Below are 25,769 nucleotides of genomic sequence, written 5' to 3'. Positions count from 1 at the left end.
ATTATCTTCACATAAAAAAGTGATTATCTGATAAAACTATCAGATGTTTGTCCAGTTTCGCATTGTTTTGATTTATCTGGGTTCAAGTTGTAGTCATCTAGCAAACATAAGTTACGAATTTCATAAATTTCTAGTCTATCAGTGCGGACACTATAAATTGCTTTTTGCAAGTCGGTGCTATTGTCGGCTTGGGGATTAGCGAAATAATCTGATGCACGTACAAGGAAATCTTTATTAAAAGGAGTTATAAGTTTTGCACCACCAACTCGATTTTTTTGAACTAAGTCGGCTACCATACCCACTTGCCACTTCCCTAGTGCAATTTGTTTTGGCGGATAAACTCTCTTAATTACTAGTTGTGAAGTCATCGCTTGGTTGGGATTTTCCGAGAAAACTTCTGGCGGTGTCATTTCTGCAACTGTGCTTAAGAAACCTTTACGAAAGTCTTCTGATAAGGCAAAACTAGCTACCCAAGTGCTGGTACTAATTTTTTGGCTACCACCTTGAGGTGTGTTAATCAGTATTCCTAAATCTGGTTTGGGGCTTGCGATTTCTTCAATGTTTTGTGGTGGTAAGGTTCCAGACCAGCTAAACATTGATATCATCGTTTTGCTGATAAATTGGCGAATTGCTTCTGGTTCTCTTGCTAAATCATCAATATTAGCTACTGGTTTACCATTGATTAATTGCACAAAGTTAGGAGGTTTTCTCAAACTGAGTTGGCGAATATTTAGCCCTTGTAATAAGAATAAAAATAAAACTAATATATGTAAACTGAAAGTTGCGATCGCAAAAAACGTCAAAACACTTCCTGTTCTTTGTCTTCTTTCTAGTAAACGCACCATTTTCTCACCTCCTGCTGCAAAAACTTCAGCTATTATATATGATGTTTTGCATATACTTACTATTTACAACCCTTGCAACAATATTATTCATTTTTAATTTTTAATTTTCTATATCCTCTCCTTTACTAAAGAAGCCGTACTGCTGATTGCGCTGAAGACTGCAAAACCACCAGCAGCAGCCACAAGTAAAGATAAAATTGGTGCTAAAATCCCCAGAAAAATTATGAACCACATTAAATCTGGATCTACATTAGCATTTTGTCCTGGCCCATTGACAATCACTGCGGCAGTCAGCACAGCAATAATATTGAATGAAATTTTGGCGATTCCAATAGATAAAAATCCAGTCAGCCATGCAAAAATGGGTTTGCCAGCTACAGGTAGTAAAGATCCACCTACTGCTATTGGCCCTAAAGCTGCTATTAACAACATCGTAGCTTCTATCAAATTCTGGAAGGCATATTGTAAGGAAACTAAAAAGTTTTTGATGCTTGTTTGGACTGTAGAACCTAACAGAGAATTAAAAGAGGTTTCTGATACAATGCCAGTGCCATATCTGATATTATCTACCTTAGTTTGTAGTCTATTTATCCAGCTTTTATTTCCATAAGTATCTCTATATTTCTGCCAGAGAACGTTAACTTTTTCAGAAGCTTTCACAAAACATTGACTTTGTTGTTCGCCAGTAAGAGATTGACAAGGACGTAGAAAAGAACCAGCTACTTCCTCAGCAACACTCATATTCAATGCTTGCTGATACATTTTATCTGCATCTGCTGATACCACTACTTGCTGATTCACAGTGTTTAAAAAATTCCGCAGTCCCAGCGTCAGATTAGACAGTATACTTCCATTGCCTGAATTACTTAAGAGTACGACCACAATAAAAGGCCAAATTAAAGCTGATATGGGACGTGTGTATTCGTAGGATATTAAGTCTTTGAGGAATTGTATCATAAAAAATAACAACGTTCCTACAGCAAAAAAAATACCCAGATTTGTCAGCGCTCCATACAAGTTATTACTGGTGTTATTTTGTAATAAATCCAGCCATTGTTTGTCCCAACCTTCGGCAATACTTTGGGAAGTTGCGGCACCAGTATCGAGAATCTGATCGATGCCTACTTGGGCAAATATTAGTTTAATAGCAACTTGCATTTTAAGTTTATGGGCTGTTTTTTTAGATTTCCTGTTGGTTTGTCAGAAGTTAAAGTATTTTAAAAGTTGTCTAGAAGTTTAGAGTTGTTTTATGAAAATCCTACTTATTAACGTTTCTGCCAAACAAATCTAGTTGAGAAGTCGCTCGTAAAAGTCGCGACGCTTCTGTAGATGTTTCTACTCGGCGAGCGCGATTCGCCTCTTCCGCTTGCTGAGAAATGTTTGCTAAGTTTAAGTTAGAGTATTGCAAAGCCTGATTATTTTGTAATGTCTGACCAAATGTTTCAGCTACAATTTTTATTTGTTCCTGTTGAATTCTCATCATTTGCACTTGACTAGCACCTAGCAATTGCGCCAAGCCTGAAATAGCATTTGCAGCTGGATCAGGTGTTCTAACTGCATCAATACTGGTCTTAATTTGAGTAAGAAATGTCTCATTAGTACCCTCTGTTGCCTGGGCTAATGTCTCAATATCTTCCAGACTTTTCTCAGTATTTTCTAACTTCGTTTTTGTCCGAATTTGTCCATTTTTACCGAGAACACCTACCGCTACTCCACGGGTAATTATACGATTGAGTTCATTACTAACTAAATTTCCCCGCACTGCTGCATTATTTTCAAAACGACTGGATTTAGCATCTGAATTATAAGAATAGTTAATTGAATCATCACGAATTTTTTGTCCCGCAGCAACGGGGTTAGGTATCTTCAAATCTCCCTTGGCATTCTCAATAGCAATTCGACTCTGACCTTCTTCTAAAGGGTTTAAGGTATCCTTCAAATTATTATATTGAAAGTAATCTTGCATATCTTTGGAATAGGATTGAAAGTCACTCCAAACCTGACCTAATCCGCTCGTCTGAACTTGTGCTACTGCTGGTAGTATTGCCAGGGATGATAGCAAGGTAAAAGTAAAAATGGTAGTTTTTCGCATATATCTGTGCCTGAAAAAGGTAAACTACATTATATAGTGAGATCACAATTTAGCTTTTGAGCCGTGCTGATTTTGGATAATAGAATTAGTTTTTCGGTTAAAACCTTGACGCTATTCTCAAATCCCTAAGCTGCAACCCAAGAGTGGGTGCAGTAAATCTAAAAGACATCGGTAAATCACTAATGTTACGCTATATCTAAAATCCAAACTTCTTTTACTTAGTATTAACTACTACGCAGAGTGGCCACTAATTGACGTGCAAACGCAGAAATTGCTTCATATTTATCACTGTGAACTTGCATCATTTGGCTACGTGCAGTTTGTTCATAAGGGTTATTAGCAACTGCTGCCAATTGTTCGTAACCTGGATAGTAACGGCAGAATGTATAAATACCGTTATCATCTAATAACCATTGGCTATAAACGCCTTCTTTCCGGGGAAAAAAGCTTTCTGAGGCATTACGAGAAATAACTTGGCGGGGATATTTCAAGATATCTGCAAAACTATCCACTGCAACTGGCTGAATGCGTCCAATCAATCGTGTTGTCAGGTTTTGCAATATTTTTGATGCAGCTTTAGATTTAGCAATGGTGTCAGGATCTTGTCCTGATAAGATGACTCTGATACCGGCTTTAGCGCCGTTCGCACAAATTCTACCAACTAAATCAGAAATTTGCTCGAACTCAAACAAAATTGGTGCTTCGTCGATAAAGAATATGGAAGCTGGACTACCTAATGCGCGTCGGAGTGCGGCTGAATAAGCACTCAATGAGAGTACGGCTGCATCTTCACTATCTGATAAGTTTCTCAGAGCAAAAACTAAAAGTTGTGCATCGGTAGGAAAGCTGGATGGTGCAGAAATGGCTTGTCCCACGCGGCTAGAAAGCCAAAAGCGTAAGCGTAACTGAATTTGACTGAGAGCGTCTTCGACTCTGCCTGTTAAAGAACTTAGCTGTAAGTGTTCTGGTGAGCAGAAGAAAAGAAAATCTTTTAAAGTGGGGGTTTTCTGCCAAGCAAGAGTGCCAAATCCGCCCTCCATCGCCTGTCGATATCGCTCTTTGATGCCCTCATCTCTAAAAAAGGCTTCTAGAGCCAAGTTGAGCAGCGATCGCACGGTTTGCGATAAAATTTGACTTTCAGTCGACGATCCTAAAACCATTGTCATTAACGCTGATTCCAGGAAGGCAGTATAATCGTTAAAGCGATCGCGCTGTTGTTCTGCTTCTAGCGATCGTAAATCTGGCTGTTCAAATAAGTTATTCGATTGTTTGGAAATATCAAAATAGGCTCCATTCCTCTCCATAAACTCTGTGTAGTCAGTGAAAGTAGATGTCCCATCAGGTTTAGGGAAATCTAAGGCCACAACTGGAATCCCATGCGCTAAAGCCTGAGTTAAAATCCCTGACACCAACACCGATTTCCCAGCACGAGTTGTCGCAAACAAAGCTAAGTTTTTGTGCTGATTAAATAAATCTAAATGTATGGGTGTTCCACCTTCTTCAGCAATCAACTCAAAGCCTTGTTTGTCACCTTTTTTACTTAAAACTAGAGGCATTAATCCCGGAACTTCACTGGTTAAATATAGTTGGCGACGGTTGAAAGGTGTTGCCAATAAACCCTCCCAAACTATTGGTAGAGTTTGCAGCCAAATTTTCCAGGCATATTCACTTTCCCTAATTACTCTGGCTGGACGTTGAAAACAGTTTTCAATATATCTTGTCGCCTCATCTAATTTTTCTAAAGTTGGACGATGCACTAATATAGCAACACTCGTATAAATCGGAACTGCACCTTCAAATAACTGCTCTTGTGCTGCTACCGACTTCTTCAACTTTAATTGAGCGTTGACATCAATCGTTTTACTTTTTTCTTGAGCCATGATTGTTGTCATGTTTGACTGCTTCAGCACTCGTTGCAGAGTAGTTTTTACCAATGCTGGATTTGCAGCAGTCAACTCACAAAAAATTTCTGTATCTACTACTGTTTCTCTGGCCAACAGTTCCCATAAATAGCGCAGTTGAGCCGATTTATTAGTCCAACCACCGGGTTTTTCGAGAAATGACAATGCGCCAATATAACGATTATTAACATTAACCCAGCGGCGATCGGCACAAGGTACACTAGATTCCATCAGCAAAGTTGTGCCGTGGATATTGTCTAGAAGTAATTTAGTACTCGCTAAATCTGAATTGACTTGTTCGTGTAATCCTTCTTCATCTAAAGTCATTAACTGGGGAATAGCTATTGGCTGCGTATCATTAAACCTTTTCCAGATTTCCCCCCACAGTTCATCAGCAGTCAAAGGTTTGACATCCAATCCCATTTTGTTAGATAAGATTTGTTCCCAGCGGAGAAAGCCCTGATTGTAAGCATTTGTAATCAGGGTTTCAATACGTTGATTTTCTACTTCTAAAAGATCGCCTTTAAATTTCAACCACCAGGATTCAGCTTTGACTAGAAGCTTTTCTATCCAATCATCTGCATGTTGCGAGTTAGATTCAATGGTGTAAGTCACATAAATCCGTAAAAATTTAGGTTTACGAATCCCAGAAATAGTTAATTCTTTAATTCTGGCTCTCTCCGCCATCAATAAATATTTGATATCTCGCGATGATGCATTTCTGATTAATGTTGCTAACTCTTTTTGGCGTTCTTTGTCTGAACTAAAAGAACCCAAGTGTAGCGTCATCCTTTCACCGCTAGGAATATCTTTTAATCCGGCTTCAATGTTATTAAAAAGTGTATCAATTTGTTCAGGTCTTAAGGTGGTATGAATTCCCTTACAATCAAAACCAAAAACAAAGCAGAACCGATCTTTTTGAGTACCTTTTGTCAACAGGTAAGCGCCAATATCACGTCCATTCATTGCAACGCGCAGCATTGTCGCCAAGTGCAAGGCATCTTCAAATGGTGTTAATCTACTTTCATTTCCGGCGATGCCGACGCTTTGTTTTCCGATTTTTTGCTTCATGGTTAACTTCCAATAAGCTTTGATAACGAGCAAAGCCTCTTGTCCAAGCGGGAACGCCAATAAATTTGCTTAAAAAACTCCAACTCCTACCACCAGTTAAAATCCACCAAGTTCCGATTCCCCAACCAGTCATTAGTATTGTCCACAACCATTTTTGAAATTCTTCTTGGAAAATCCCCCCAAAAATTCCATTGATAATAAAATAGGAGGCTAAGGCAATTACCGTCCAAGGAAGAATTTGATCGGCAGGAATTGGCCCTAGTGAAGGTTGGCTTCCCAGAACTTGATTGACTGGACGAAATTCTTGTTCCCGCTCTTGAGACATTTGAAATATCTAAATTATCTATTAGGGCTAGGGCCAATTACAAAGCCTGTAAGTACATCAGCAACGGTAACAGCAACAACCACTAATAGGGGAGTTCTGGCGATACTTTGCCAATCTTCATCTTTACGCACTGCGTTAATCACACCAACTAGGGAGATTGCAATATAGAGTAAGTAAATTGCCCGCAACACATTAAATATCAAACTTATTGCTGTGTTGCTATCACCACCAGTGGTTGCTGAACCACGGAAGCTGTTTTTGAAAAAGTCTTCAGCTTTCCCAAAAAATTGAGCTTGTGCAGGGGCTGCAAACCAGTCTAACCAATATAAACTCAGAACGATCGCTGCTGCTAAAATTTGTAATAATATTAGCGATCGCCTTGGTAAATTCACTTGCTGGCCAATTTGCTGGGTGATGACTGCAATTAAACTACCAACAAGTAAACAAAACACCAGTATAGGACTTTTGAGGCTGATAACGCTAACCAATACAGCACAAGCAATCAAAAAAGGTACAGATTCAAGCAGAATGGTCAGACAGGATTTAAATGCCTGTCTTACCTTGTGAGATTCTTTCGCCGCACTACCAATTAAAGCTTTGAAAAAGTTTCTCTTGTGAGAACTTTGTCTAAACATTTGCTAATTTTCCTATGTGTACTATAACTAATTATTGTATAGAATTTTACAGCCAATCTAATTCAACATGCTTTAACATCATTCATTATTAATTAAATTATAAACCTGTAGTAAAGTTCTATATTCTACATCAGTATTCTAAAGTTAAGTTAACATGATATTAAGATTTATCTAAAACCAAATTTCTCTGATTTAAGAAGCTGGATTGCAAATATCGAGATTGAACTGGTATAGTCCTCTCGACTTTGAGAATTGTATCAATCTTCTCATACAGATAGCCTCAAGCAACCAACTTCAAAGCCTTGACTTTTTTTACCTCACAAGTATCTGAGCGAGCTACTATAAATATTTCAGACTTGTATGTAGACCGTAGACTTGCTCTTAGGGCAGACCAAGCATAGTTTTGGCTCTTTAGGCTTCTTCAGAGCGAACATGATATGAAACAGTAAGCTGTTACGCAAATAAGATTGCACATCAACTGGTGAGGTTGTCCTAAGTCATTTGTCCAAAGTCCAATTGGTAAACACAAATGACTAATAGACTTCTTGGCATTTGTTGGGGTAAAGGGGAAGGTGGGGCCCCCTCTGGGGATAAGGGGCAGGGGAAAAGGGTAAAAAACTCAAAATCCTTTCCCTTTAACCTTTTCCCTTTTCCCTAAGAGTGCAAAAATATATTTTTGCAAGAGGTCTAATGACTAATTACGGTCTACACGGAAAATAGTGCAATATGTAGGGGCGTTAGCTTATTGAGTCACCGAAATTCAAATAACCTGTCTTGAAAAGTTTAGATCGATTGTAGAAAAATGGTAAACGTTCAAATGTACGTTTTACCATTTTCTACACGCCGATTAGATTTGGAACTAGATTACAAACTTAAACACAGTTCCTAGATTAGAAGTACCGCCAAAAGAGGCAGTACCGTAAAAATCACCATTCGAGAGTTGAATTAGCGTGGACTCTGGCGTTGCCCCATTAGTGCCATTGAAACTAATTAAGCCGGTGATGGTTGCCCCAGTCAGCTGATAGATAACTCCTTTGTTATTTGCCCCACCAGCAGAAGCTGTGCCATAGAAGTTACCATTGCTTGCTTTGATGAGTGCAGCCGTTGGATTGGCCCCATTAGTGCCATTAAAACTAGCAACTAAAACGGGTGTACCGCCACCGAGTGGAACCCTGAATACAGCTCCTTTATTGTTGGCTCCACCCAGTTTAGAAGTGCCGTAGAGGAATCCGCTAGATTCAATTAATGCAGACTGCGAATTTGCCCCATTAGCACCACTAAAGCTATATGGAGTCAGTACTCCTGCGGGAGTTAACTTGTACACAACTCCGTTACCACTTGCTCCCCCGGTAGAGGTAGTGCCATAGTAGTTTCCATCACTAGCCAGTTGCAATCTTGCTAATGGATTTGCTCCATTAGTACCGCTAAAGGTTGCGACGGTGGTGAGTGCCCCGGTAGTAGGCGAAACCTTGAATATAGTTCCTTTATTATTGGCCCCACCTGTAGAGCTTGTCCCCCACAAATTGCCATCAGTACCTGTAATCAGTCGGCCTGCTGGGTTAGCCCCATTAGTACCTGTGAAATTTGCAAGAGTTGTCAGGGTTGTAAAAGCTGTTTTTGCCAACTTAAACACACTACCGAGGTCACTTGTACCACCTACAAAGGTTGCCCCATATAAATTGCCATCGGCTGCTTGGAATAATCTAGCAACTGGATTAGTCCCTTTGTTGGTTCCAGAGGTTCCAGTGAAGTTTATCAGTGTGGTCAGAGTAGTGTAAGCAGTAGGAGTTAACTTGAATGCAGTTCCTTTGCCAGAAGTGCCACCAGCAGAAGTAGTTCCATAAAGATTGTTGTCAGTACCGTTACCTTTAAGTACACCAGCTTCTGGCCTAGCTCCGTTGGTGCCGTTGAAATTTACAACAGTAGTCAATGTTGCAGCAAAGGCTTGTTGGAAGGGTAGTAATAATGAAGAAGCCAAAACAGTCAAAGAAGTAAAAATCAATACCTGATTTTTGGTCTGGTGTTGTTTGTACAGATTAATCTTGTTCATTGAATACCTCAAAAAAGTTTAGTAGAGACGGAATCGTAGCTCGTTCTAACGGGTTTTGCGATCGCTGTTACTCATGGCTAATACCAATCTAAAAAGTGATTGCTACTACACATCTCGGCTTGAAAACCACAGATGTATAAGGGTTTTCCAGCTTTTCTGCGTTTAAGCAAGCTACGCCAGACCCTCCTTTGACTCCAAGGGAGAAGCAAGTGGCGTTTGAAGGACGCAATCCAAGATTCCAACATCTTATATGTGTTAGTTTTTACTCCTTAACCTACGAGATATTACTACGCTTTAACTTATGTGTTGAGCGCAGTTTTATCTAAGACTGGTATAAGTTGTTAACTTAAACACCAGTGAGAAAATGCCGGAAATATTGGTTGGTATAGCCCTATTTGAAAAGGACTCAGAAAGTCTATTTTTACTACCTACACTACGAAAACCGTAGTAGCACTGAGTCAATAACGTGCATGGCACGATTAATGATTTCGTTAGGTAGCATAAACCACTATTTATTTTTTTTGATGTCGTGACAAACACAAAAAACGCTGAAAAATCCACAACTTTGAGATAAATAGCCGCAAACTATAAATTCAGACTAAGTTTTAATAGTGTGCAGTTTGTCAAGTAATTAATAAAGTATATTAATTACTGATTAAAACCTCTAAAAAGTCTTAATAATCAAAACTAAATATTAAGTGAAAGCTTCAGATTTTTCTTTAAAAAAAGAAATAAAATTGCCATAAAAATCGTTTTTCAAACAGCTCTAAATTCCCAAAATATATTTAAGCTTCTCCATAATTACGTTAATGTAGCAGTTCTTACTCAGTTTATAAGTAGATAAGTATAAATAAATATTCAGATAGTTTGCGATCGCGATCGCTTTTAGGGATTCACCGATGCTGTCAGGAGAAGCGATCGCAGGATTTGGCGTCACCTATGTTATGATTCTATTATGTTGAGAAATATTTTCGGTTATGTAACTGACTATATAGACCCCTCTCCGAATCTAAATCTCTACACCCTTTGATTCTGAAGGTGTTTGATGTCACAAGTATTTCAAAAAATGAAATTTTAGTCAAAATGTATTTCAATGTCTCGCTTGACACTGATACATCTAACTGTCAAAAAATGTGCTAAGAAGAACGGACAAGTATAGTGTGTTACACATGCAGACAACATACCGATACTACTAGAACTTATGCCTACGGATATAATTACTCGTCCTGAATCCCTCACAGAAGATTGCTTTTTTACTTACGCCCTTGGGACTGATTTGCATGACACTAATTTAACAGCCAAATATTTACGCCGAATCAGAAAAGAAGATAAACCATATATCGACATAGCTGTTTCTCCTAGACCGGGCTATCGATTTGAGGTTTGTCTTATCCCTGTTGAAGGGTTCGCTCAAGAAAGAATATTGACAAAAGACGGGTTCGCCAAAGCTTTAGCGATTATTTGTGCTGTATCTAATAAAGCTAGGAAACGATTTCCTTCAGGAAATGGACAAGAAATAGTCCGGTGTCAATTTAGTAACTTAGCTGATGCAGTCGCTGTAGCGAATAGACTGTCTGCATTACCCTCTGATATGTATGAAACTCTCATTAAGGTACCAAATGCTTTGTAATATATATTGCATCCACTGAAATATTTATTATTAAAACTGACACTGTGACATTTTAATGGTAAGTAGCTAAATGGACTTGAGACAAAACTTCAATGGGTCATATTTTGTCTGTTGAAAAAAGACTTGTCATACAAGACTTTTAACCCTAATGTACAATTTTGACGTTTTTGTACGCTAACCTGTAGTTTAAAGTGAGTTTTTCTTATGCCTATAAGTCCTCTGCGTGAAGAACCTCGTAACCAGCGAGCGCCTGTAATTCGTACAAGTAATGAATTTATTCTCTTGGAATGGCTGAAGTCAACTGGTCGTCTAATCGAACGCGAACATCAAGAATCTGAGTATCTAACTGAAGTAGAAGAAATTTCCGAAATGATAGACCTTGATGATATCCCTTACGATCATGACGATGATGATGGTGAAATGGATTTGGAAGCCTAGTAGCGTAATTCGTAATTCGTAATTCGTAATGACGCTCCTGCGTCAGGGGTGTTTCATTTACGCCAAAAGCCTAAAATTCCTGACTTATCTAAAAAAGTCGGGAATTTTAGTATTAAAATGCGAGTGTGTTTAATTTTTGGACTTAAGTAAGAGATAAAATAATTGTCCATTGCTGACTGTAACACCAGCGCGATCGCCTGCGATTTTTCCAGTACCTAAAAAATAATCCACTCTACCTGCACCTTTAATTGCACCTCCGGTATCTTGGTCAAGAACATAGCGGCTAATAATGCGCTCCTGCATTTTTCCGGTAGGATTAACAAAGGGAATAGAAGCGCGAATCAACGCTAAAGCACCAGGAGGCATGAGAGATTTATCTGTAGCAATAGAACGCTCTGCTGTTAATGGTACGTTGATCGAACCTTGAGCTGGCTTTCCGTGATTTTCTTGAAAAAAAACAAAGCTGCGATCGCGCGGAATATAAATATTTAATTCTTGGGGATGCTTTTGGAAATAATCGAGAATAGTTGGCATAGTTACACCTTCTTGCGGTAATTTGCCATCATCTATTAATTCTCGCCCAATACTTTTGTAGTTATAAGCAGTATTACCCGCATAGCCGATTGTGGTTTGAGTACCATCGGGAAGCTGAAGTTTCGCTGAACCTTGAATTTGAGCTAAATATGGTTCGAGGCGATCGCGAAACCAAAACAACTCTAATCCTCGTAATTTCCCTTTTGCACTTTGTAAACCATCTGCTCCTTCTAACTCCTCGCGTGTGGGATGAGGCTTAGTCCAAGAGTTGAAATCAGGGGGTAAGCGATAAACAGGATAGCGATATTCTGTTGTCGGGACGCGACTGGCTGCGTAAAGTGGCTCATAATAGGCGGTGAATAAAACGGAACCTTGGTTATCTTTACCGACTGACTGGTAAAGAACAAATTCCCGCTCGATGGCTTGATGTAATTCTGTGGCAGAATTGGTTTTTAATAGGAGTTCGCGGAATCTTTGCAAGCTTTTGATGACGCGATCGCGCGTAATTCCCGCCACCGGATAGTTTTGATAAGCAGCCGCAGCATTAGCTGTTTGCAGATATTGGAGACTGCGAGCGATCGCACCGATCAGTGCCTTTTTCTCTGGTATTTTTCCATAAATTACTTCATCCAAACAAGAGGTATCACTTTCACAACAAGTAATTGGTAGTCTTTGGATTAATGGTAATTTTTGCTTTTGTGGAAATGCATCTTGATTTTCAGCAGTCAAGGACACTGGAATATTCCACTTTATCACCTGACATTCTGGTGAAATGACTTCTCGATCAGTCAAAGATTGCATCCGCACCAGTAAAATTGACAAAACTACAGGTAAACTGATGGCGATAATTTTGTTAAACTTTCCTAATCCAGTAAGTGTCTTTTTCATTAAAACTAAAAATTTTTAAGATGATTCCACCTCGCTCAAATTCTAAAATCAAACACCAAAAATTTTACCCAATGCCCAATGCCCTATTCCCTATTCCCTATTCATTCATATTACGGTAAGTGGCAACAGCAGAAGGCGATATCCGGTTCAAATAGCGGAAGATCCAATACTTAAATATAGTATCTAAAATCACTGGGAATGTAGCGATAAATAAGAAGATAAAATCTCTATTTGCCGGTAATCCCCAATGGCGTGATACTCCTTCTAAAAGTACTTCCCAGCCATGAGGAGAGTGGAATCCTACAAAGATATCAGTAAACAAAATAATGATAAATGCCTTCGCACTGTCACTAAGTCCATAGACAATATTATCAAAGAAAACTTTGACTACAGCAATAGAAGGCTTACTGACTAACAAAAGCCAGATAAAAGCAACCACCGAGAACATATCTGCAAAAACATTTTTGATAGCACCAGAGCTTTCGTGACGAAATTCTTCAGCAATCTCTTTTGCCTTATTTTTCATTTCAGTCTCTATCTGCTCAGGTAACAGTGGAGGGGCTTTGATAATGAGATTTTCAAACTTGAGTTTTTCTTCAAATCTTTGTAATTCTACAAGGGCTTCCTCTTCCATTTCGGAATTGATAAATATCTGCATTTCCTGAGTACTTCTGAATCTGTCAATAATTGGGCCGACTACAAAAGCTTTTGCTATTTGATGCGTTAAAAGTGGTATGATAATTAATAGTAAAATAAACCTGATAGATATTATTGTTCTTTTCTGAGTTTGACGAAAGCTCTGAATTACTTCTTCTTCCGAATTGGGGTCTAATTCAACTTGCAGACGACTGATAGTACTTAAAATAGAGCGAGGTAAAACACCCATTGTATCGGTTTTACTCTTGACTTTGGGTTTATTTTTTAAGTCTTGATTTGGTATTTTGGGTGGTAATGGTGGAGTATTGACAAGCAAAGATTTTTCGTCAGATGTGACAGAGTTAACTGGTAAATTTGGAGGTTGTACTACTAAAGCTTTGGAAGGTGTTTTATCGGAGCTAGTTGTGTATTTAGATATAACTTGATCGATAAAGTTTAGCTTTTCTAAAACTAAAGAAGGATTTAGATACTCTATACCTGCTTTTTGGGCAGCTTTTTGATTCTCTTCATTTAAAAACCAGCGGCTTCCTCTAAACTCCGTCAGCCGCATCCTGGCAATTTTTAATAGCTTGTTGAGGTCTGACTCAAAATAATCCATCACGCTGTTACTGTACATGGCTGAGTCAATGTCTATTTTATTACCATTGAAATGCTTATCTTCTATTTCCTGAATCTTTAATGCTGCATCATAAGCTTCATCTAAAGAACGTTCAGGAGTCTGTAAGTACCATCGATAAGCAGCAAGTAAGAAAGAATAAATTTTTTGACTAAAAACAGAGTTTTTCATTGCAGATAATCATTCAGCATTATTTGGTGACTATTAACCTTAAGTTAACGCACGAGGTATACTAACAAATCTACAAGGAGAAAGTTTGTGGTTTCTCATTCGGTTTGGATTGTTGGCACTAGCCGCAGTGGTAAGACAGCTCGCTTAGTAGAGCAATTTTGTAATTGGGTAACATCAGAAAAACAATATACTGAATCATTTTATACGAAAAAAACAGGACGTAAAAAAACTGGTCATGTACCCGAATTTTTATATCTTAAACAAACAGAGCCGGGAGTTTTAGTTTTAGCTGCCAATGATGATAATCGTCGAGAGTTAGGAGATATAATTGTTACCTCCACTTTGGGTAAATATCCGGTTCGTGCCAAGACGCCACTAGGTTTTTTTCAGGATGAAGTCATTTTATTTTGGCCGTTGCTGATTAACTCGTTGAAGCTGAAAGCACAGTTTCCGGTAAGATTGCGACCAGAAACTGAGCAAGAGTTAGCAACCAAACTTTGGCGTCCGCAATTAGACGAAGAAATTTTACGTCTTGCAGGAGTGAATGAATCTCGCTTGGTGCGTCGCATCTTGGACTTATTACAATTAGCAGCTTACAGTGGTATACCTTGCGAAGATATTGCCCAGATTTTGGCCAAAGGTTTGGGGGAAAATACTACAACTTTAGAGTCGGAATTTTTGGCATCTTTGCTGCTAGATTGGCGTAATTGGTGTTTAGAGAGGGGGTTACTTACTTATGGGATTATTACCGAACTTTATAGTCAGCACTTATTAAGCGATCGCAATTATCAGCAGCACCTAACTAAACGCTATCAGGCAGTATTGGCGGATGATGTTGATGAATATCCCAGCGTAGCGCGTCTTTTGTTTGAATTGCTATTAGATCGAGGTGCAGTTGGCGCATTTAGTTACAATCCTGACGGTGCGGTGCGATTGGGATTGGGAGCAGATCCTAACTACCTAGAGGGGTTAGCAGAACGTTGTCGGGTAGAAATTTTGAATGGGCCGCCTCCAGAGTCTCTGAGCGAGCAACTGACTAAACAGATGGTGGAATTGGTTACAGAACCGATGGTAATGTTGAGTTTACCAAAAACAGTGCATTCAATTCAAACCACCTCCCGCGCCCAATTATTGCGACAAACAGCAGAGGTAATTGCTAATGCCATCCAATCACAGCAAGTGCAACCAGAAGAAGTGGCGATTATTGCACCAGGTTTAGATGCGATCGCTCGTTATACTCTAGTAGAAATCCTCGTCAAGCAAAATATCCAGGTAGAATCGCTCAATGACCAACGTCCCCTAATTAGTTCGCCCGTGATTCGCGCCTTACTCACCATGCTGGCACTAGTTTATCCCGGCTTGGGTCGCCTCGTAGACCGGGATGCCGTCGCAGAAATGCTGGTTGTATTGAGCAGAAAACAACAACCACCAGAAAACGCCACACTCCTAACTCCTAACTCCTCACGGGCTGAACGCCCCGCTACCGCTAACAGCACTCAGCACTCCCAACTCAGCACTCACATTGACCCGGTACGTGCTGGTTTGATTGCAGATTACTGCTTTGTACCCCATCCCGATCGCCCCAACTTGCTACCAGTGTCAGCCTTCGAGCGCTGGGATCGAATCGGCTATGCAGCGACTACAGCCTATAGTGAAATATTAGAGTGGTTAGAACAGCAGCGATCGCAGCAAGAACTGCGGTTAATTCCCAGTCCCATTTCTCTTTTAGACAGAGCAATTCAGCGCTTTTTGTGGAATGGTAGTAATCTTCCCTACGAACAACTAGCAGCATTACGGGAATTATTAGAAACCGCCCAACACTACTGGGAAATTGACACCAGGTTACGACAAATTGCCCCAGTTGAAACAACGCCTCATACAACTATTATTGAATTCATTCAATTACTGCGACGGGGTACGATTACCGCCAACCCTTACCCAGTGCGCCCCATTGGTGGAGCGAGAAAGGCTGTTACCTTAGCAACTATATTTCAATATCGATCTAGTAGGCGATCGCACCAGTGGCATTTTTGGCTGGATGCTGGTTCACCTCTATGGGCGAAAGGTGGTGCAGCGACTTTGTTTGGTGCGCCATTTTTTCTCCGAGATAGATTAGGCGAACCTTGGACAGCAGAAGATGAAAAATTGGCAGAAGAACAACGATTGCAAAGAATTTTGACAGATTTGCTCTCTCGTGTATCTGAGAGAGTTTATTTGTGTCACAGCGATTTAGCAGTGAATGGACAAGAGCAACTAGGGCCGTTGTTACCCTTAGTAAATGCCTGTGTGACTGTTATTTCTGAGGCTAATGTTAATTGAGTACAACTTTATATCGCAAAATTTAGTTAGAATAGAGCGATTTCTGACGACAAGCCGCTAGATCAAAGCTTTTTTTCTTCAGTAACTAAAGTCAAACTAACCCATTCACCTTTCTCGTTGTAGCTGCGAATCATCCTTTGGCGTAGGTTTGGCTGGATTAACCAACCTGCTTCCATAAAAAATGGTTGGCGTAACTGCACTTTTACAGGTGATGTAGCAGAAGCGCCATCTGGTAAAAATAATACTTGCACCTGCTTTTCTGGGTTTTGGTCAAAGAGAACAATCGGGCCTTTGATGGAAGCAGTTGAGGTAATTGTGCGTTCTGCAAAAGAGCTACTTTGGATTAATCGCCCAGCATCATCAAGTTGTAATTTCAAGGTTGTAGAGTAAGTATCAGGCGATCGCCAATCTGGATATATGGTTACTGCTTGACCTTGCCATTCTCCCAACAAATCATTTATCTGCAAAGTTGGACGTTCTGTTGCTGGGGTTCCAGCGAGATGTTCTCGAATTAAAATTAATTCCTTTAGCTGACCGGTACTATCAAACAGTTGTACCAAACGTAAGCGGCGATTTTCATGAACAAAAGCGAGTTCTCCACCAAATTCGGAAAATGGCCCTAGCTGGATTAAACCTTCAGAAAATGAACCGTTTTCAAAAAACAGCAGACCCCCTCCCACGGTATTAAAGTCTCTGATTATATCTTGTCCCGAACGGCTCAGAGTTAGGCGCACTTTCTGGCTATTGTTCAAATGTTCTAGGGAAAGACAACTAGGAGTATCATTCAAAAATGTTCCTTGGGGAGAAAAATTCGTAAATGAACCTTCCCAAACACCGAGATTCTGCAAAAAACATTCCCATTGTGATTTTGTCATTTGTCATTTGTCATTTGTCAATGACTATCCTTTAGCAAAACGTCGGACAGCAAATAAGCTCCCCATTAATCCTACAGCTGCACCGAAACCTAAAAGAATCAGGGGCAATAATAAAATTTCTGCTGGAGTGAGTTGCACTCTGTTGGTGATGACTTGGATAAACTCAGGTTGATTGACTAGCAACTTACCGAGAAACTGTTGAATCACAGAAATGAAACTCCAAGCGATCGCACCACCAACCAAACCAAAGGCAATTCCTTGTAAAATAAACGGGAGGTAAATCCAAACAGAAGTCGCTCCCACTAGTTGCATAATTTCAATTTCCTGGCGACGCGCCATGACAATCAGCCTAATTGTGGTGGTAGTCACTGCGATCGCTGTTAAAGTCAGAATAATCGTAATTGTTAAAGTAATCCAGTTCAGTCCTCGGTGCAACTGGGCAATGCGTTTAACTGCTTCATCGACATACTGCACCGTCTCAACTCCTCGTAATTTAGCCAACTGTGTTGCTAAGGTTGGTACAACTTGAGAATTACGTGCTTTCACCTTCATCTCATCAACCAGAGGATTCTCACCTAGTTGCTGGGTAGCACCCTCAATATCAGAAATTCTCATTTCCTTAACTAACTTAGTCCAAGCTTGTTCTTTAGTAATGGTTTTTATCGCCGCAACTTCTGGCATTTTGGCGATGAGTGGCTCAATACTTTCGATTTGTGTATCTGGTTCGAGATAAACTGACACTTCTAATTGGCTACCAAACTGATAGAGAAGTTTTTCGACTTGCCAAGAGGTTTGCAAACTCAAACCGAATAAAAACAGTAACACCGTCACAGTACTGACAGCGGCCCAATTCATCCAACCTCCCCGCAATAAACCGAGGAAAGTTTCTTTCAGCAGATAGTCAAGTTTCGTGAAAGATTTAAACACACATCACCTCAAAATTTGAACTTAACGCCAAAGCATTAAGTTCAGCTTTTGCGTTTTTACGTCAATAACACCACTATTTATAGTCAATGGTGTAAAGTTTGCCAATATATCAGCTTTTATCTATTGCTACTTCCTTCTTCTGTCTTCTTGCTGCCTTGACCATTTACTCGCTCTTTATGCCATTTGCCACAGATATACTCACTATTGCCTCTAACAGTTATTGATAATAATTGGCTAGCTCTTCTGGTTTATCAGCAATTCTACGGTTCTTTAAACTGACCTCAAAAAAGTAGGAAAATAGTTTGGTATTTATACTATGTTTTTCTCTGGATATCGTAGTAATTTGATAGGGAGAAACAGATTGATGAAAGGAAAGTTGAACCATGAACTTCTTAAATAAAGCCAATTTGAACAATAGCTTCTTAAACCAGATCCGCTATCAGCTTGAGTCCGTAGAAATACATAATTCTAATCTAGCCAGACTATTGTGCAAAATAATTCCTTCCAATTGCCCTTTTGCAAGAACTGTTAAAGTTTTCGGTCGGACTCTGTTTCAGATTCCACCTTTATGTAAATTGAACCCTCTTTACGAACAGATAGTTACTCTTCGTTTTAAGTGTTTATTATATTTAGTCAATGAATGTGGTGAAGATGCTAGAAAATATTGCTAAATATAGGTTTCCATCAATAACAAATTGATTGGATAAATCTTTTTACTAACAAAAATTGTATAGAAATCCTAGTTGCAATCAGATAAGAATCAGAAATAGGCTGGTAAACGACTGACAATCGATTTCACATTTAAAAGTACTGTTTAATGATGTCAGCCTCGATAAAAGGATCGCTCCAAGTATGGTGCAACGTGACTTCACAATAATTATTTTGGAGATTGGTACTACGTCTAAGGGGATATTTAAAAAGTATTATTGCTAACAATACAACCTCGGAGACATAACCCCCTAGCAAACCTTCCTGACGATAAAATAAGGTTTTCCCAGCCTCTCACTCTTGGCATCAGCCTGCCGTTAGGCAAGCAAAAAGAGAAATGGCAGATGGGTTTTTGGTATACTCCAGGACTTTTTAAACATCCTCTAACTGAGATTGATAGAATGAAAATAGTAGGAATTTTCACCATCTAGCTATCAAGACTCATGCCCTCTGAAATTGCTGTCGAGAAAAAAAAGTTAAAAAATCCACCTTTGGAACTTCATTATTTAGGCGATCGCGTGCTGCGTCAAGCTGCAAAGCGGATTTCTAAAGTTGATGACGAACTTCGCCAAATAGTGCGCGAAATGCTGCAAACTATGTACAGCAAAGATGGCATTGGTTTGGCTGCACCCCAAGTGGGAATTCACAAACAACTAGTTGTCATCGATCTGGAACCAGAGAACGCAGCTAATCAGCCTTTGGTGTTGATTAACCCCACTATTAAACAAGTCAGCCGCGACCTCTCTGTTGCCCAAGAAGGATGCTTGAGTATTCCCAACGTATATTTAGACGTAAAGCGCCCCGAAGTCGTGGAAATCGCTTATAAAGACGAGTACGGTCGTCCCCGGACATTGAAGGCTAATGACCTTCTGGGACGCTGCATTCAGCACGAGATGGATCACCTTAACGGCGTGGTATTTGTAGACCGTGTAGAAAACTCCTTGACTTTAGCCCAGGAGCTATCTAAGAATGGCTTCTCGTATCAAGCGGTGAAACCAATAGCATAGGGGGGCAGTAGTGTATTTAACTCCAAAAAGCAGTTTATTTCTGGGCGGTTCTTGTGTAAGTGCGATCGCAGCCGTCGGTTCGATTTTTGAACTCGGTTACGGACAACCAGATTTTGGTTTCACAGCCACGGCAATTATCCTGGTATTAAGCATTCCACTTACAGGATTATTTTTCTTTGCCGCAGTTAAGGACGCAAGGGCTAACATGAAATAAGCATCAGGTACATAAAAAAGGTAAAGGGATGAAGGAAAAGGCAAAATTCATTCTTTTACCTTTTATTTTTGCTCTGGATTTTCCACTGCCCCTAAAGCTTTGAGCGTCACTAACTGCGCTGCGGTTAACCCTGTAACCCCAGTGATATTCATTTTTTCGTAGGGTCGTGGCGATCGCAGTATTCTTAGGCAATCACCCGTCGATACATCCCAAAGCTTAATTGTCTCATCTTGGCTACCACAAATCAGAGTTTGACCATCGGGACTAAAGGCAACTGACTTTACCCAATTAGCTCCCTGCAAAGTTTTAAGGCACTTGCCATTATAGACATCCCATAATTTTATCGTTTGGTCTTCACTAGCACTAGCTAAAGTCTGACCATCGGGACTAAAGGCAACTGACCAGATTCGATTAGTATGTTCTTGCAAGGTTGTGAAGCACTTGCCCATGAAAACATCCCATAACTTCACGGTTTGGTCATCACTACCACTAGCTAAAGTCTGACCATCTGGGCTGAAAGTAACTGACCTGATCCGATTGCTATGTCCCTCCAAAATATGGAGACATTCTCCTGTATAAATATCCCATAACCTGACTCTTTGGTTTTCACTGCCACTAGCTAAAGTTTGACCATCGGGACTAAAGGCAACCGATCTTACCCAACTGGTATGCCCTTTCAAGGTTTGGAGACATTTTCCGGTGTAGACATCCCATAACTTCACCGTTTGGTCGTCACTGCCGCTAGCTAAAATTTGACCATTAGGACTAAAAGCAACTGACCTAATTCGATTGGTATGTTCCTGCAATTTTTTGAGGCATTTCCCTGTGTGAACATCCCATAATTTAATTGTTTGCTTTTCACTGCCACTAGCTAAAATTTGACCATCAGGACTGAAGGCAATCGAACGTACCCAACTGTTATGCCCTTCCAAAATTTTAAGAAATTTATCGTTACGGACATCCCATAATTTCACTGTTTGCTTTTCACTGCCGCTAGCTAAAATTTGACCATCGGGACTGAAGGCAACTGATCTTACGCGATTGCTATGTCCCTGCAAGGTTGTCAAGGATTTACCATCCTGGACATTCCATAACTTCACTGTTTGGTTTTCACTACCACTAGCTAAAGTTTGACCATCAGGACTGAAAGCAACTGACCTTACTCGATTGGTATGCCCTTGGAAGGTTTTCAGGCATTTACCATTACGGATATCCCATAATTTCACCGTTTGGTCGTCACCACCGCTAGCTAAAGTTTGACCATCGGCACTAAAGGCAACCGACCAGACGCGATTGGTATGTCCCTGTAAGGTTTTCACGCATTTACCATCACGAACATCCCATAATTTCACCGTCTGGTCGTCACTGCCAGTAGCTAAAATTTCACCATCAGGACTAAAAGCAACTGACCTTACCCAACTACTATGTCCTTGCAAAATTTTCAGGCATTTACCATCACCAACATCCCATAACTTTACTGTTTGCTTTTCACTGCAACTAGCTAAAGTTTGACCATCGGGACTAAAAGCAACTGACATAATTCGATTGGTGTTCTCCTGCAAAGTTATCAGACATTTGCCGATGTGGACATTCCATAACTTCACTGTTTGGTCTTCACTGCCACTAGCTAAAGTTTGACCATCGGGACTAAAGGCAACTGACCTGACCCAATTGCTATGTCCGTGCAAGGTTTTCAGGCATTTACCATCATGAATATCCCATAATTTCACTGTTTGGTCATCACTGCCACTAGCTAAAATTTGACCATCAGGACTGAAGGCAACTGATTTTACCCAGCTGCTATGTCCAATACAGGTAAAAAGTAGCTTTCCATCATCAACTTGCCACAAGTAAGTTTTGCCATCAGCATCACCCGTAGCCAAAAGTTTTCCATTCGGGCTAAATGCGACTGACGAAATACTAACTAATGTTTCGGCAAAAACGCATTTAGCTAAATCAGCATTGGCAAAATTCACCCGATGCAAATTCACACTTTGTAAATATGCTTGCCAAATGGTCAGATTAGAAAAATCATAGCCGCTAAAATCAGTTTGTAATTGACAAAGAATATTTAATAGATTTCCACCTGCATATCCTGCTGTTTGGGGAGTTTGTCGCAGGGACAATAAAATTTGATATAGATGATGTTCAATATTTTTAGCATATCTAAAAATAATTAATAATCTATCTATTATTGGTTTGATAATCAGGGTAATCTGAGTATTTCTAATATAATCTTTGGCCGTAGCTGCCATTAAAGCATGGCTCATAAATAGTCTAATATTATTAGTGGTAATTTCATGACAAACTTGTTCAATAAGTTGGTCGGTTATGTATTCCATTACCACAGACTGGAGGGTGAAAAGTGCTGTTCTTTGTTCAATTAGCGATCGCCTCCGTAGAGATTCCAGCGCTTCCATCACTTCCCTTTTGGTCAAAGGACGCACAATATCATTGAGCAATTCGTCTAGAGAAACTAACTCGCGCTTGATTGCTAACCAATAAATTATTTCTTTTTCGATCTCTGACAAGCGCTCAAATTGCTGGTCTAGTAGATTCCGGGTATCACCAAAAATTATCTCTCCTTCAGCTAGAAAAGCAGCAATATCACCACCAAATAACTCCCGAATTGGCTCAGAAACTAGTTTTAACGCCAAAGGATTACCTGAATATTTTTCAACTAGCTTGGCCCATTCCTGTGGTGAGCCAAATAATCCTTTATCTTGGAGAATTTCTTGCCCTTCTGTTTCTCCTAAGCCAATTAACGATAATGTTCTGACTGGTGATGCTTCTCCTTCTAAAGAAGCAAATTCTTTTGGTTTTTCACGAGATGTCAGCACTAAACAGCTTTGATGTGGTTCTTCCCCTACTCGACTAAGTAGTTGACCATAATCTTCGTATTCTTGTTTATATTGTCCGGCGCGATCGCCTGATTGTAAAATTGTCTCTGTATTATCAAATACCACAAGACAACGATGCTCTCGTAAATAATGAATCAGCAGTGTTACTCTCGCATCTATTGTTTCTGGCAAATCTGTTTCCTTGTCATCAGATAAAAATCTAATCAAGTTCGCTAACATCTCTGCAACAGGTGGCGCATTGCGGAGACTTCGCCAAATCAAGTACTCAAAATTTTCCTGAACTTCCTTCGCCAGTTTCACAGATAAAGCAGTTTTGCCGATTCCACCCATTCCCAATATTGCCACTAGTTGGCAGTTATCCTTAATGAGCCACTGCGTTAGCTGAGATAATTCTGCTATCCTTCCCTGAAAAAAGCAGACACCAGGCGCTTCACCCCAATCTTGACGGTTTTGGATAATGGATTTCTCAGTCTGTGAAGATGCTTGATACTCAAATTCTATAACTTGCTGTAACTTAGTGAGCTTACCTGGGCCGCTACCAGTAACATGAAATTTTTTGTAAACTTCGCTCAATCTTTTGCGTACTGCTTCGGCACTGATTGCCAATTTTTTCGCGATCGCATTTGGCGATTGTCCATGAACAGCGTGTAAAAACACCTCGATCTCGCTGTTAGACAAGCACCGTTTTTCGGCTAAAGCCAAAAGAACCTTTTCGGGAATGACACTCATACTCACACAAAGACAGACTACACACCAATGTTATCTCACTATGTGAGTCAAGATTCCTGCAAAAAGTGAGCATTCATTGACGAAGGGGACAAAGGACAGGGAATAGGGGACAGTTTTTCTGATTTCCTTTTCCCTCTTTAGCTAGATATTTCAGGGATTTTTATCGTATCTTATGTTATTTAGATAATTTTCTTTATAGTTTACCTTGACCTAAGTAACTAAGTTACTTTATAGTGAGTTTAACAGTAGAAACCACGGTGACTTAGTAAGGTTACGGGTGAATTAAAGAAACTTAGTGAGTAAGACATAAAGGCAAAGACTGGAACTGCAAATTCTGAAAAAGGCAAGTATACAAATTGCCTGTAGGAATTTCGAGGGTTCAATGCGCGTAGTGCGCGTTCTGTGATGTTACGCGCATTGAACGCCTAATTTTTGATATCCAGATTGCCCTGGTAATTCATCAAAGAGCTTAATTTTTCATAAGCCGCAAATATCAAAACCACTTTTGTTGATATTCCCACTCCATTCAGGAGTAGGACTTTTGTCAACCTTGACTTGGTGGGAGCAAAACTGTGGAGATTCGCTGTTTCCTTAGTGTGGTCGGGGGAGCGCAAACTGCTACCTAGATTCAATCAAAACAGGAAAAAACTATGAAACCCAGTCTCAAAGATAACGATAATCTGTTGTTCAAGTGGTTTTGTATAGGACTCAAATATTTTCTGCTGGGGCTGCTGGGGCTGGGAATAGCCTTTGTTGTGTCTCACACTTTTGGGGTAAATGCGATCGTTGGGATGCTTTTATCCGCAAGTCTACGGTCATGGGTTGCGAAGATAGCGATTTTCCTAGTCTGTCTATTTGCGATCGCCATGATGTTCGAGTCTTGGGGTTAAGACTCATACTGACCATAAATAGCCTTTAGCTGAGTGAAGGTCAGCCAAAGGCTTCGTAACTTTTCACTTGGAGATCGTATCATGTCTAACAACAACGGCTCTGGGGTAGAAACATTTTCGCCACTTTTAGTAATCTTAGTGGCAGGGTCAATTTCTTTGGCGATCGTTAATAAAGCTAATCACCCGGCATATTTTGACATCGTTAAAATAGCTATAGCCTATAGCTTTGGCTCAATCAAGTCCCAAGGAAAAAGTAAACATTCCGATCGCCAGGATGAGGTAGATAAAGACGAGTTGAAATAGCAGATGTGAGAACTATCTTTCAGGAGTGCTGAGTACTAAACATCTGGTGAAAATTAAATATGCATTACCTAATTCTTTTTTTACTCAGCACTCGTTACTCAGCACTCAGCACTATTTCGGTGAGTTGCAGATTATAATTTACTTCTAAAATAGAAGAATGCTGTCAACTCCCACTCAACTACTGCGACTGTCTCAAGGACAACTTAACTTACTAGAAGCTTGTCCGCGTAAATTTCAACATACCTACTTAGAACAACTCAATTCGCCCTCAAATCCAGAACAAGAAGAACGGCAAACTTTGGGTAGTCGTTTTCACCTGCTAATGCAGCAGCGAGAAATGGGTTTGCCAATTGATAGTTTCCTGCAAGCAGATGCTAAACTGCAAAGCTGGATGCTAGGTTTTGCTGATGCAGCGCCAGAAATTTTAACGGCTGCATCTGATAATCAAACTTTCCGTGAAAGCGAACACTACCGAACTCTGCAAGTTCAGGATTATTTGCTGACGGTTGTCTATGATTTATTGATTGCAGATAACCAACAAGCGCAGATCCTCGACTGGAAAACTTATCCTAAACCACCCAATAAACGCAAGTTAGAATCCAACTGGCAAACACGCCTTTATCTGTATGTATTGGCAGAAACTAGCGACTATTTGCCAGAAAAGATTTCCATGACTTACTGGTTTGTCCAATCTGAGGGCAAACCGCAAAATATTAAATTTAATTACAATACTGCTCAACACACACTAACAGCAAAGAAACTTAATCAACTATTAAGCCAGTTAACTAATTGGCTGGAAAATTACCAAAATAACCAGCAGTTTCCTCAAGTAGTGGAGGGTAGTAAAACCTGTGATTATTGTCAGTTTGCCAAACGGTGCGAGCGCACACAAGCTCCTGAAGAAGCAGTAAAAGACTCATTGCCAAATTTTGATAGCATTCAAGAAGTCTCACTCAACCCTATACATTAGAGGATGTTTGTAAAATCCAATAGGGGTATAAAGAAATTAGGCGTTGCATAAATGCGGGATGAATTAACTAAATACAGGTATTTCTCTATACTTCAAGCAATGCAGTAGCAAGC

The 25,769-nt window shown here is 39.9% G+C and carries 22 protein-coding genes; 9 read left to right on the top strand and 13 right to left on the bottom strand.

Annotated features, from left to right (window positions below; genetic code table 11):
- Positions 1 to 23: 23 nt before the first annotated feature.
- The 8 genes from RMY16_RS11495 to RMY16_RS11460 all read right to left on the bottom strand — a co-directional run bounded on the left by RMY16_RS11495 (position 24) and on the right by RMY16_RS11460 (position 9,856).
- Positions 24 to 845 (bottom strand): hypothetical protein, encoded by an 822-nt coding sequence (locus RMY16_RS11495; RefSeq protein ID WP_322736464.1) that lies wholly within the window; start codon positions 843 to 845, stop codon positions 24 to 26.
- A gap of 108 nt (positions 846 to 953) precedes the next feature.
- A complete protein-coding gene (locus RMY16_RS11490; RefSeq protein ID WP_322736463.1) occupies positions 954 to 2,003 on the bottom strand; it encodes a hypothetical protein in 1,050 nt (349 codons plus the stop codon).
- Between the two features lie 100 nt (positions 2,004 to 2,103).
- Positions 2,104 to 2,937: a hypothetical protein gene (locus RMY16_RS11485; protein ID WP_322736462.1), complete on the bottom strand. Its 834-nt coding sequence runs from the start codon at positions 2,935 to 2,937 to the stop codon at positions 2,104 to 2,106.
- Positions 2,938 to 3,161: 224 nt separating this feature from the next.
- Positions 3,162 to 5,909, bottom strand: coding sequence for a hypothetical protein (locus tag RMY16_RS11480; RefSeq protein ID WP_322736461.1), 2,748 nt, complete (start codon positions 5,907 to 5,909; stop codon positions 3,162 to 3,164).
- Positions 5,863 to 6,234: a hypothetical protein gene (locus tag RMY16_RS11475; RefSeq protein WP_322667990.1), complete on the bottom strand. Its 372-nt coding sequence runs from the start codon at positions 6,232 to 6,234 to the stop codon at positions 5,863 to 5,865. Before RMY16_RS11475 ends, RMY16_RS11480 begins: the two co-directional genes overlap by 47 nt.
- A 14-nt stretch (positions 6,235 to 6,248) precedes the next feature.
- A complete protein-coding gene (locus tag RMY16_RS11470) occupies positions 6,249 to 6,869 on the bottom strand; it encodes a hypothetical protein (protein ID WP_322736460.1) in 621 nt (206 codons plus the stop codon).
- 859 nt (positions 6,870 to 7,728) lie between these two features.
- On the bottom strand, positions 7,729 to 8,919 hold the full coding sequence (locus RMY16_RS11465) for a choice-of-anchor tandem repeat GloVer-containing protein (RefSeq protein WP_322736459.1): 1,191 nt from the start codon (positions 8,917 to 8,919) through the stop codon (positions 7,729 to 7,731).
- Between the two features lie 766 nt (positions 8,920 to 9,685).
- Positions 9,686 to 9,856 (bottom strand): hypothetical protein, encoded by a 171-nt coding sequence (locus RMY16_RS11460; RefSeq protein WP_322736458.1) that lies wholly within the window; start codon positions 9,854 to 9,856, stop codon positions 9,686 to 9,688.
- A 264-nt stretch (positions 9,857 to 10,120) separates the two neighbouring features.
- On the opposite strand from RMY16_RS11460, the gene RMY16_RS11455 reads away from it, so the two are divergent.
- Positions 10,121 to 10,549: a hypothetical protein gene (locus RMY16_RS11455; protein WP_322667994.1), complete on the top strand. Its 429-nt coding sequence runs from the start codon at positions 10,121 to 10,123 to the stop codon at positions 10,547 to 10,549.
- 204 nt (positions 10,550 to 10,753) lie between these two features.
- A complete protein-coding gene (locus tag RMY16_RS11450; protein WP_292745509.1) occupies positions 10,754 to 10,987 on the top strand; it encodes a DUF3134 domain-containing protein in 234 nt (77 codons plus the stop codon).
- A gap of 129 nt (positions 10,988 to 11,116) precedes the next feature.
- Here the strand turns inward: RMY16_RS11450 and RMY16_RS11445 are convergent, their stop codons facing one another.
- Positions 11,117 to 12,409, bottom strand: a complete 1,293-nt coding sequence (locus RMY16_RS11445; RefSeq protein WP_322736457.1) for a murein transglycosylase A — start codon at positions 12,407 to 12,409, stop codon at positions 11,117 to 11,119.
- 97 nt (positions 12,410 to 12,506) lie between these two features.
- Positions 12,507 to 13,853, bottom strand: coding sequence for a proton extrusion protein PcxA (locus tag RMY16_RS11440; RefSeq protein ID WP_322736456.1), 1,347 nt, complete (start codon positions 13,851 to 13,853; stop codon positions 12,507 to 12,509).
- 87 nt (positions 13,854 to 13,940) lie between these two features.
- On the opposite strand from RMY16_RS11440, the gene RMY16_RS11435 reads away from it, so the two are divergent.
- The gene (locus RMY16_RS11435) at positions 13,941 to 16,172 is read left to right on the top strand and encodes a recombinase family protein (protein WP_322736455.1); all 2,232 of its coding nucleotides are present in this window, start codon (positions 13,941 to 13,943) and stop codon (positions 16,170 to 16,172) included.
- Between the two features lie 62 nt (positions 16,173 to 16,234).
- Here RMY16_RS11435 and RMY16_RS11430 read toward each other — a convergent pair whose 3' ends face one another.
- Together RMY16_RS11430 and RMY16_RS11425 are read right to left on the bottom strand one after the other, a co-directional pair.
- On the bottom strand, positions 16,235 to 17,047 hold the full coding sequence (locus RMY16_RS11430; RefSeq protein WP_322736454.1) for a DUF3598 family protein: 813 nt from the start codon (positions 17,045 to 17,047) through the stop codon (positions 16,235 to 16,237).
- Between the two features lie 24 nt (positions 17,048 to 17,071).
- Positions 17,072 to 17,974 (bottom strand): ABC transporter permease, encoded by a 903-nt coding sequence (locus RMY16_RS11425; protein WP_322668452.1) that lies wholly within the window; start codon positions 17,972 to 17,974, stop codon positions 17,072 to 17,074.
- A gap of 383 nt (positions 17,975 to 18,357) precedes the next feature.
- Here RMY16_RS11425 and RMY16_RS11420 point away from each other — a divergent pair, with 383 nt between their 5' ends.
- The 3 genes from RMY16_RS11420 (at position 18,358) to RMY16_RS11410 (ending at position 19,903) form a co-directional block, all read left to right on the top strand.
- The gene (locus RMY16_RS11420) at positions 18,358 to 18,645 is read left to right on the top strand and encodes a Mo-dependent nitrogenase C-terminal domain-containing protein (RefSeq protein ID WP_322668451.1); all 288 of its coding nucleotides are present in this window, start codon (positions 18,358 to 18,360) and stop codon (positions 18,643 to 18,645) included.
- A gap of 480 nt (positions 18,646 to 19,125) precedes the next feature.
- Positions 19,126 to 19,689, top strand: coding sequence for a peptide deformylase (def, locus tag RMY16_RS11415; RefSeq protein ID WP_322668450.1), 564 nt, complete (start codon positions 19,126 to 19,128; stop codon positions 19,687 to 19,689).
- Positions 19,690 to 19,699: 10 nt separating this feature from the next.
- A complete protein-coding gene (locus RMY16_RS11410) occupies positions 19,700 to 19,903 on the top strand; it encodes a hypothetical protein (RefSeq protein WP_094351396.1) in 204 nt (67 codons plus the stop codon).
- Between the two features lie 62 nt (positions 19,904 to 19,965).
- On the opposite strand, the gene RMY16_RS11405 is transcribed toward RMY16_RS11410, so the two are convergent.
- Positions 19,966 to 23,493, bottom strand: coding sequence for an NB-ARC domain-containing protein (locus RMY16_RS11405; protein WP_322736453.1), 3,528 nt, complete (start codon positions 23,491 to 23,493; stop codon positions 19,966 to 19,968).
- Between the two features lie 650 nt (positions 23,494 to 24,143).
- On the opposite strand from RMY16_RS11405, the gene RMY16_RS11400 reads away from it, so the two are divergent.
- The 3 genes from RMY16_RS11400 to RMY16_RS11390 all read left to right on the top strand — a co-directional run bounded on the left by RMY16_RS11400 (position 24,144) and on the right by RMY16_RS11390 (position 25,656).
- Positions 24,144 to 24,383, top strand: coding sequence for a hypothetical protein (locus RMY16_RS11400; protein WP_322736452.1), 240 nt, complete (start codon positions 24,144 to 24,146; stop codon positions 24,381 to 24,383).
- A gap of 81 nt (positions 24,384 to 24,464) precedes the next feature.
- A complete protein-coding gene (locus RMY16_RS11395; RefSeq protein WP_322668447.1) occupies positions 24,465 to 24,686 on the top strand; it encodes a hypothetical protein in 222 nt (73 codons plus the stop codon).
- Between the two features lie 157 nt (positions 24,687 to 24,843).
- Positions 24,844 to 25,656 carry a PD-(D/E)XK nuclease family protein gene (locus tag RMY16_RS11390; RefSeq protein WP_322736451.1) on the top strand — a complete coding sequence of 271 codons (813 nt, stop codon included), beginning with the start codon at positions 24,844 to 24,846 and terminating at the stop codon, positions 25,654 to 25,656.
- Positions 25,657 to 25,769 lie beyond the last annotated feature (113 nt).

This window comes from Nostoc sp. DedQUE12b, from assembly GCF_034530835.1.
Taxonomy (GTDB): Bacteria; Cyanobacteriota; Cyanobacteriia; order Cyanobacteriales; family Nostocaceae; genus Nostoc.
The sequence above is the reverse complement of the archived record's forward strand: the minus strand, read 5'-3'. Positions and strand labels throughout refer to the sequence as shown.

Coding starts and splice junctions, on each gene's coding strand:
- RMY16_RS11495 (WP_322736464.1), bottom strand. CDS start 845: ATGGTGCGTTTACTAGAAAGAAGACAAAGAACAGGAAGTGTTTTGACG.
- RMY16_RS11490 (WP_322736463.1), bottom strand. CDS start 2,003: ATGCAAGTTGCTATTAAACTAATATTTGCCCAAGTAGGCATCGATCAG.
- RMY16_RS11485 (WP_322736462.1), bottom strand. CDS start 2,937: ATGCGAAAAACTACCATTTTTACTTTTACCTTGCTATCATCCCTGGCA.
- RMY16_RS11480 (WP_322736461.1), bottom strand. CDS start 5,909: ATGAAGCAAAAAATCGGAAAACAAAGCGTCGGCATCGCCGGAAATGAA.
- RMY16_RS11475 (WP_322667990.1), bottom strand. CDS start 6,234: ATGTCTCAAGAGCGGGAACAAGAATTTCGTCCAGTCAATCAAGTTCTG.
- RMY16_RS11470 (WP_322736460.1), bottom strand. CDS start 6,869: ATGTTTAGACAAAGTTCTCACAAGAGAAACTTTTTCAAAGCTTTAATT.
- RMY16_RS11465 (WP_322736459.1), bottom strand. CDS start 8,919: ATGAACAAGATTAATCTGTACAAACAACACCAGACCAAAAATCAGGTA.
- RMY16_RS11455 (WP_322667994.1), top strand. CDS start 10,121: ATGCCTACGGATATAATTACTCGTCCTGAATCCCTCACAGAAGATTGC.
- RMY16_RS11450 (WP_292745509.1), top strand. CDS start 10,754: ATGCCTATAAGTCCTCTGCGTGAAGAACCTCGTAACCAGCGAGCGCCT.
- RMY16_RS11445 (WP_322736457.1), bottom strand. CDS start 12,409: ATGAAAAAGACACTTACTGGATTAGGAAAGTTTAACAAAATTATCGCC.
- RMY16_RS11440 (WP_322736456.1), bottom strand. CDS start 13,853: ATGAAAAACTCTGTTTTTAGTCAAAAAATTTATTCTTTCTTACTTGCT.
- RMY16_RS11430 (WP_322736454.1), bottom strand. CDS start 17,047: ATGACAAAATCACAATGGGAATGTTTTTTGCAGAATCTCGGTGTTTGG.
- RMY16_RS11420 (WP_322668451.1), top strand. CDS start 18,358: ATGAACTTCTTAAATAAAGCCAATTTGAACAATAGCTTCTTAAACCAG.
- def (WP_322668450.1), top strand. CDS start 19,126: ATGCCCTCTGAAATTGCTGTCGAGAAAAAAAAGTTAAAAAATCCACCT.
- RMY16_RS11405 (WP_322736453.1), bottom strand. CDS start 23,493: ATGAGTGTCATTCCCGAAAAGGTTCTTTTGGCTTTAGCCGAAAAACGG.
- RMY16_RS11400 (WP_322736452.1), top strand. CDS start 24,144: ATGAAACCCAGTCTCAAAGATAACGATAATCTGTTGTTCAAGTGGTTT.
- RMY16_RS11395 (WP_322668447.1), top strand. CDS start 24,465: ATGTCTAACAACAACGGCTCTGGGGTAGAAACATTTTCGCCACTTTTA.
- RMY16_RS11390 (WP_322736451.1), top strand. CDS start 24,844: ATGCTGTCAACTCCCACTCAACTACTGCGACTGTCTCAAGGACAACTT.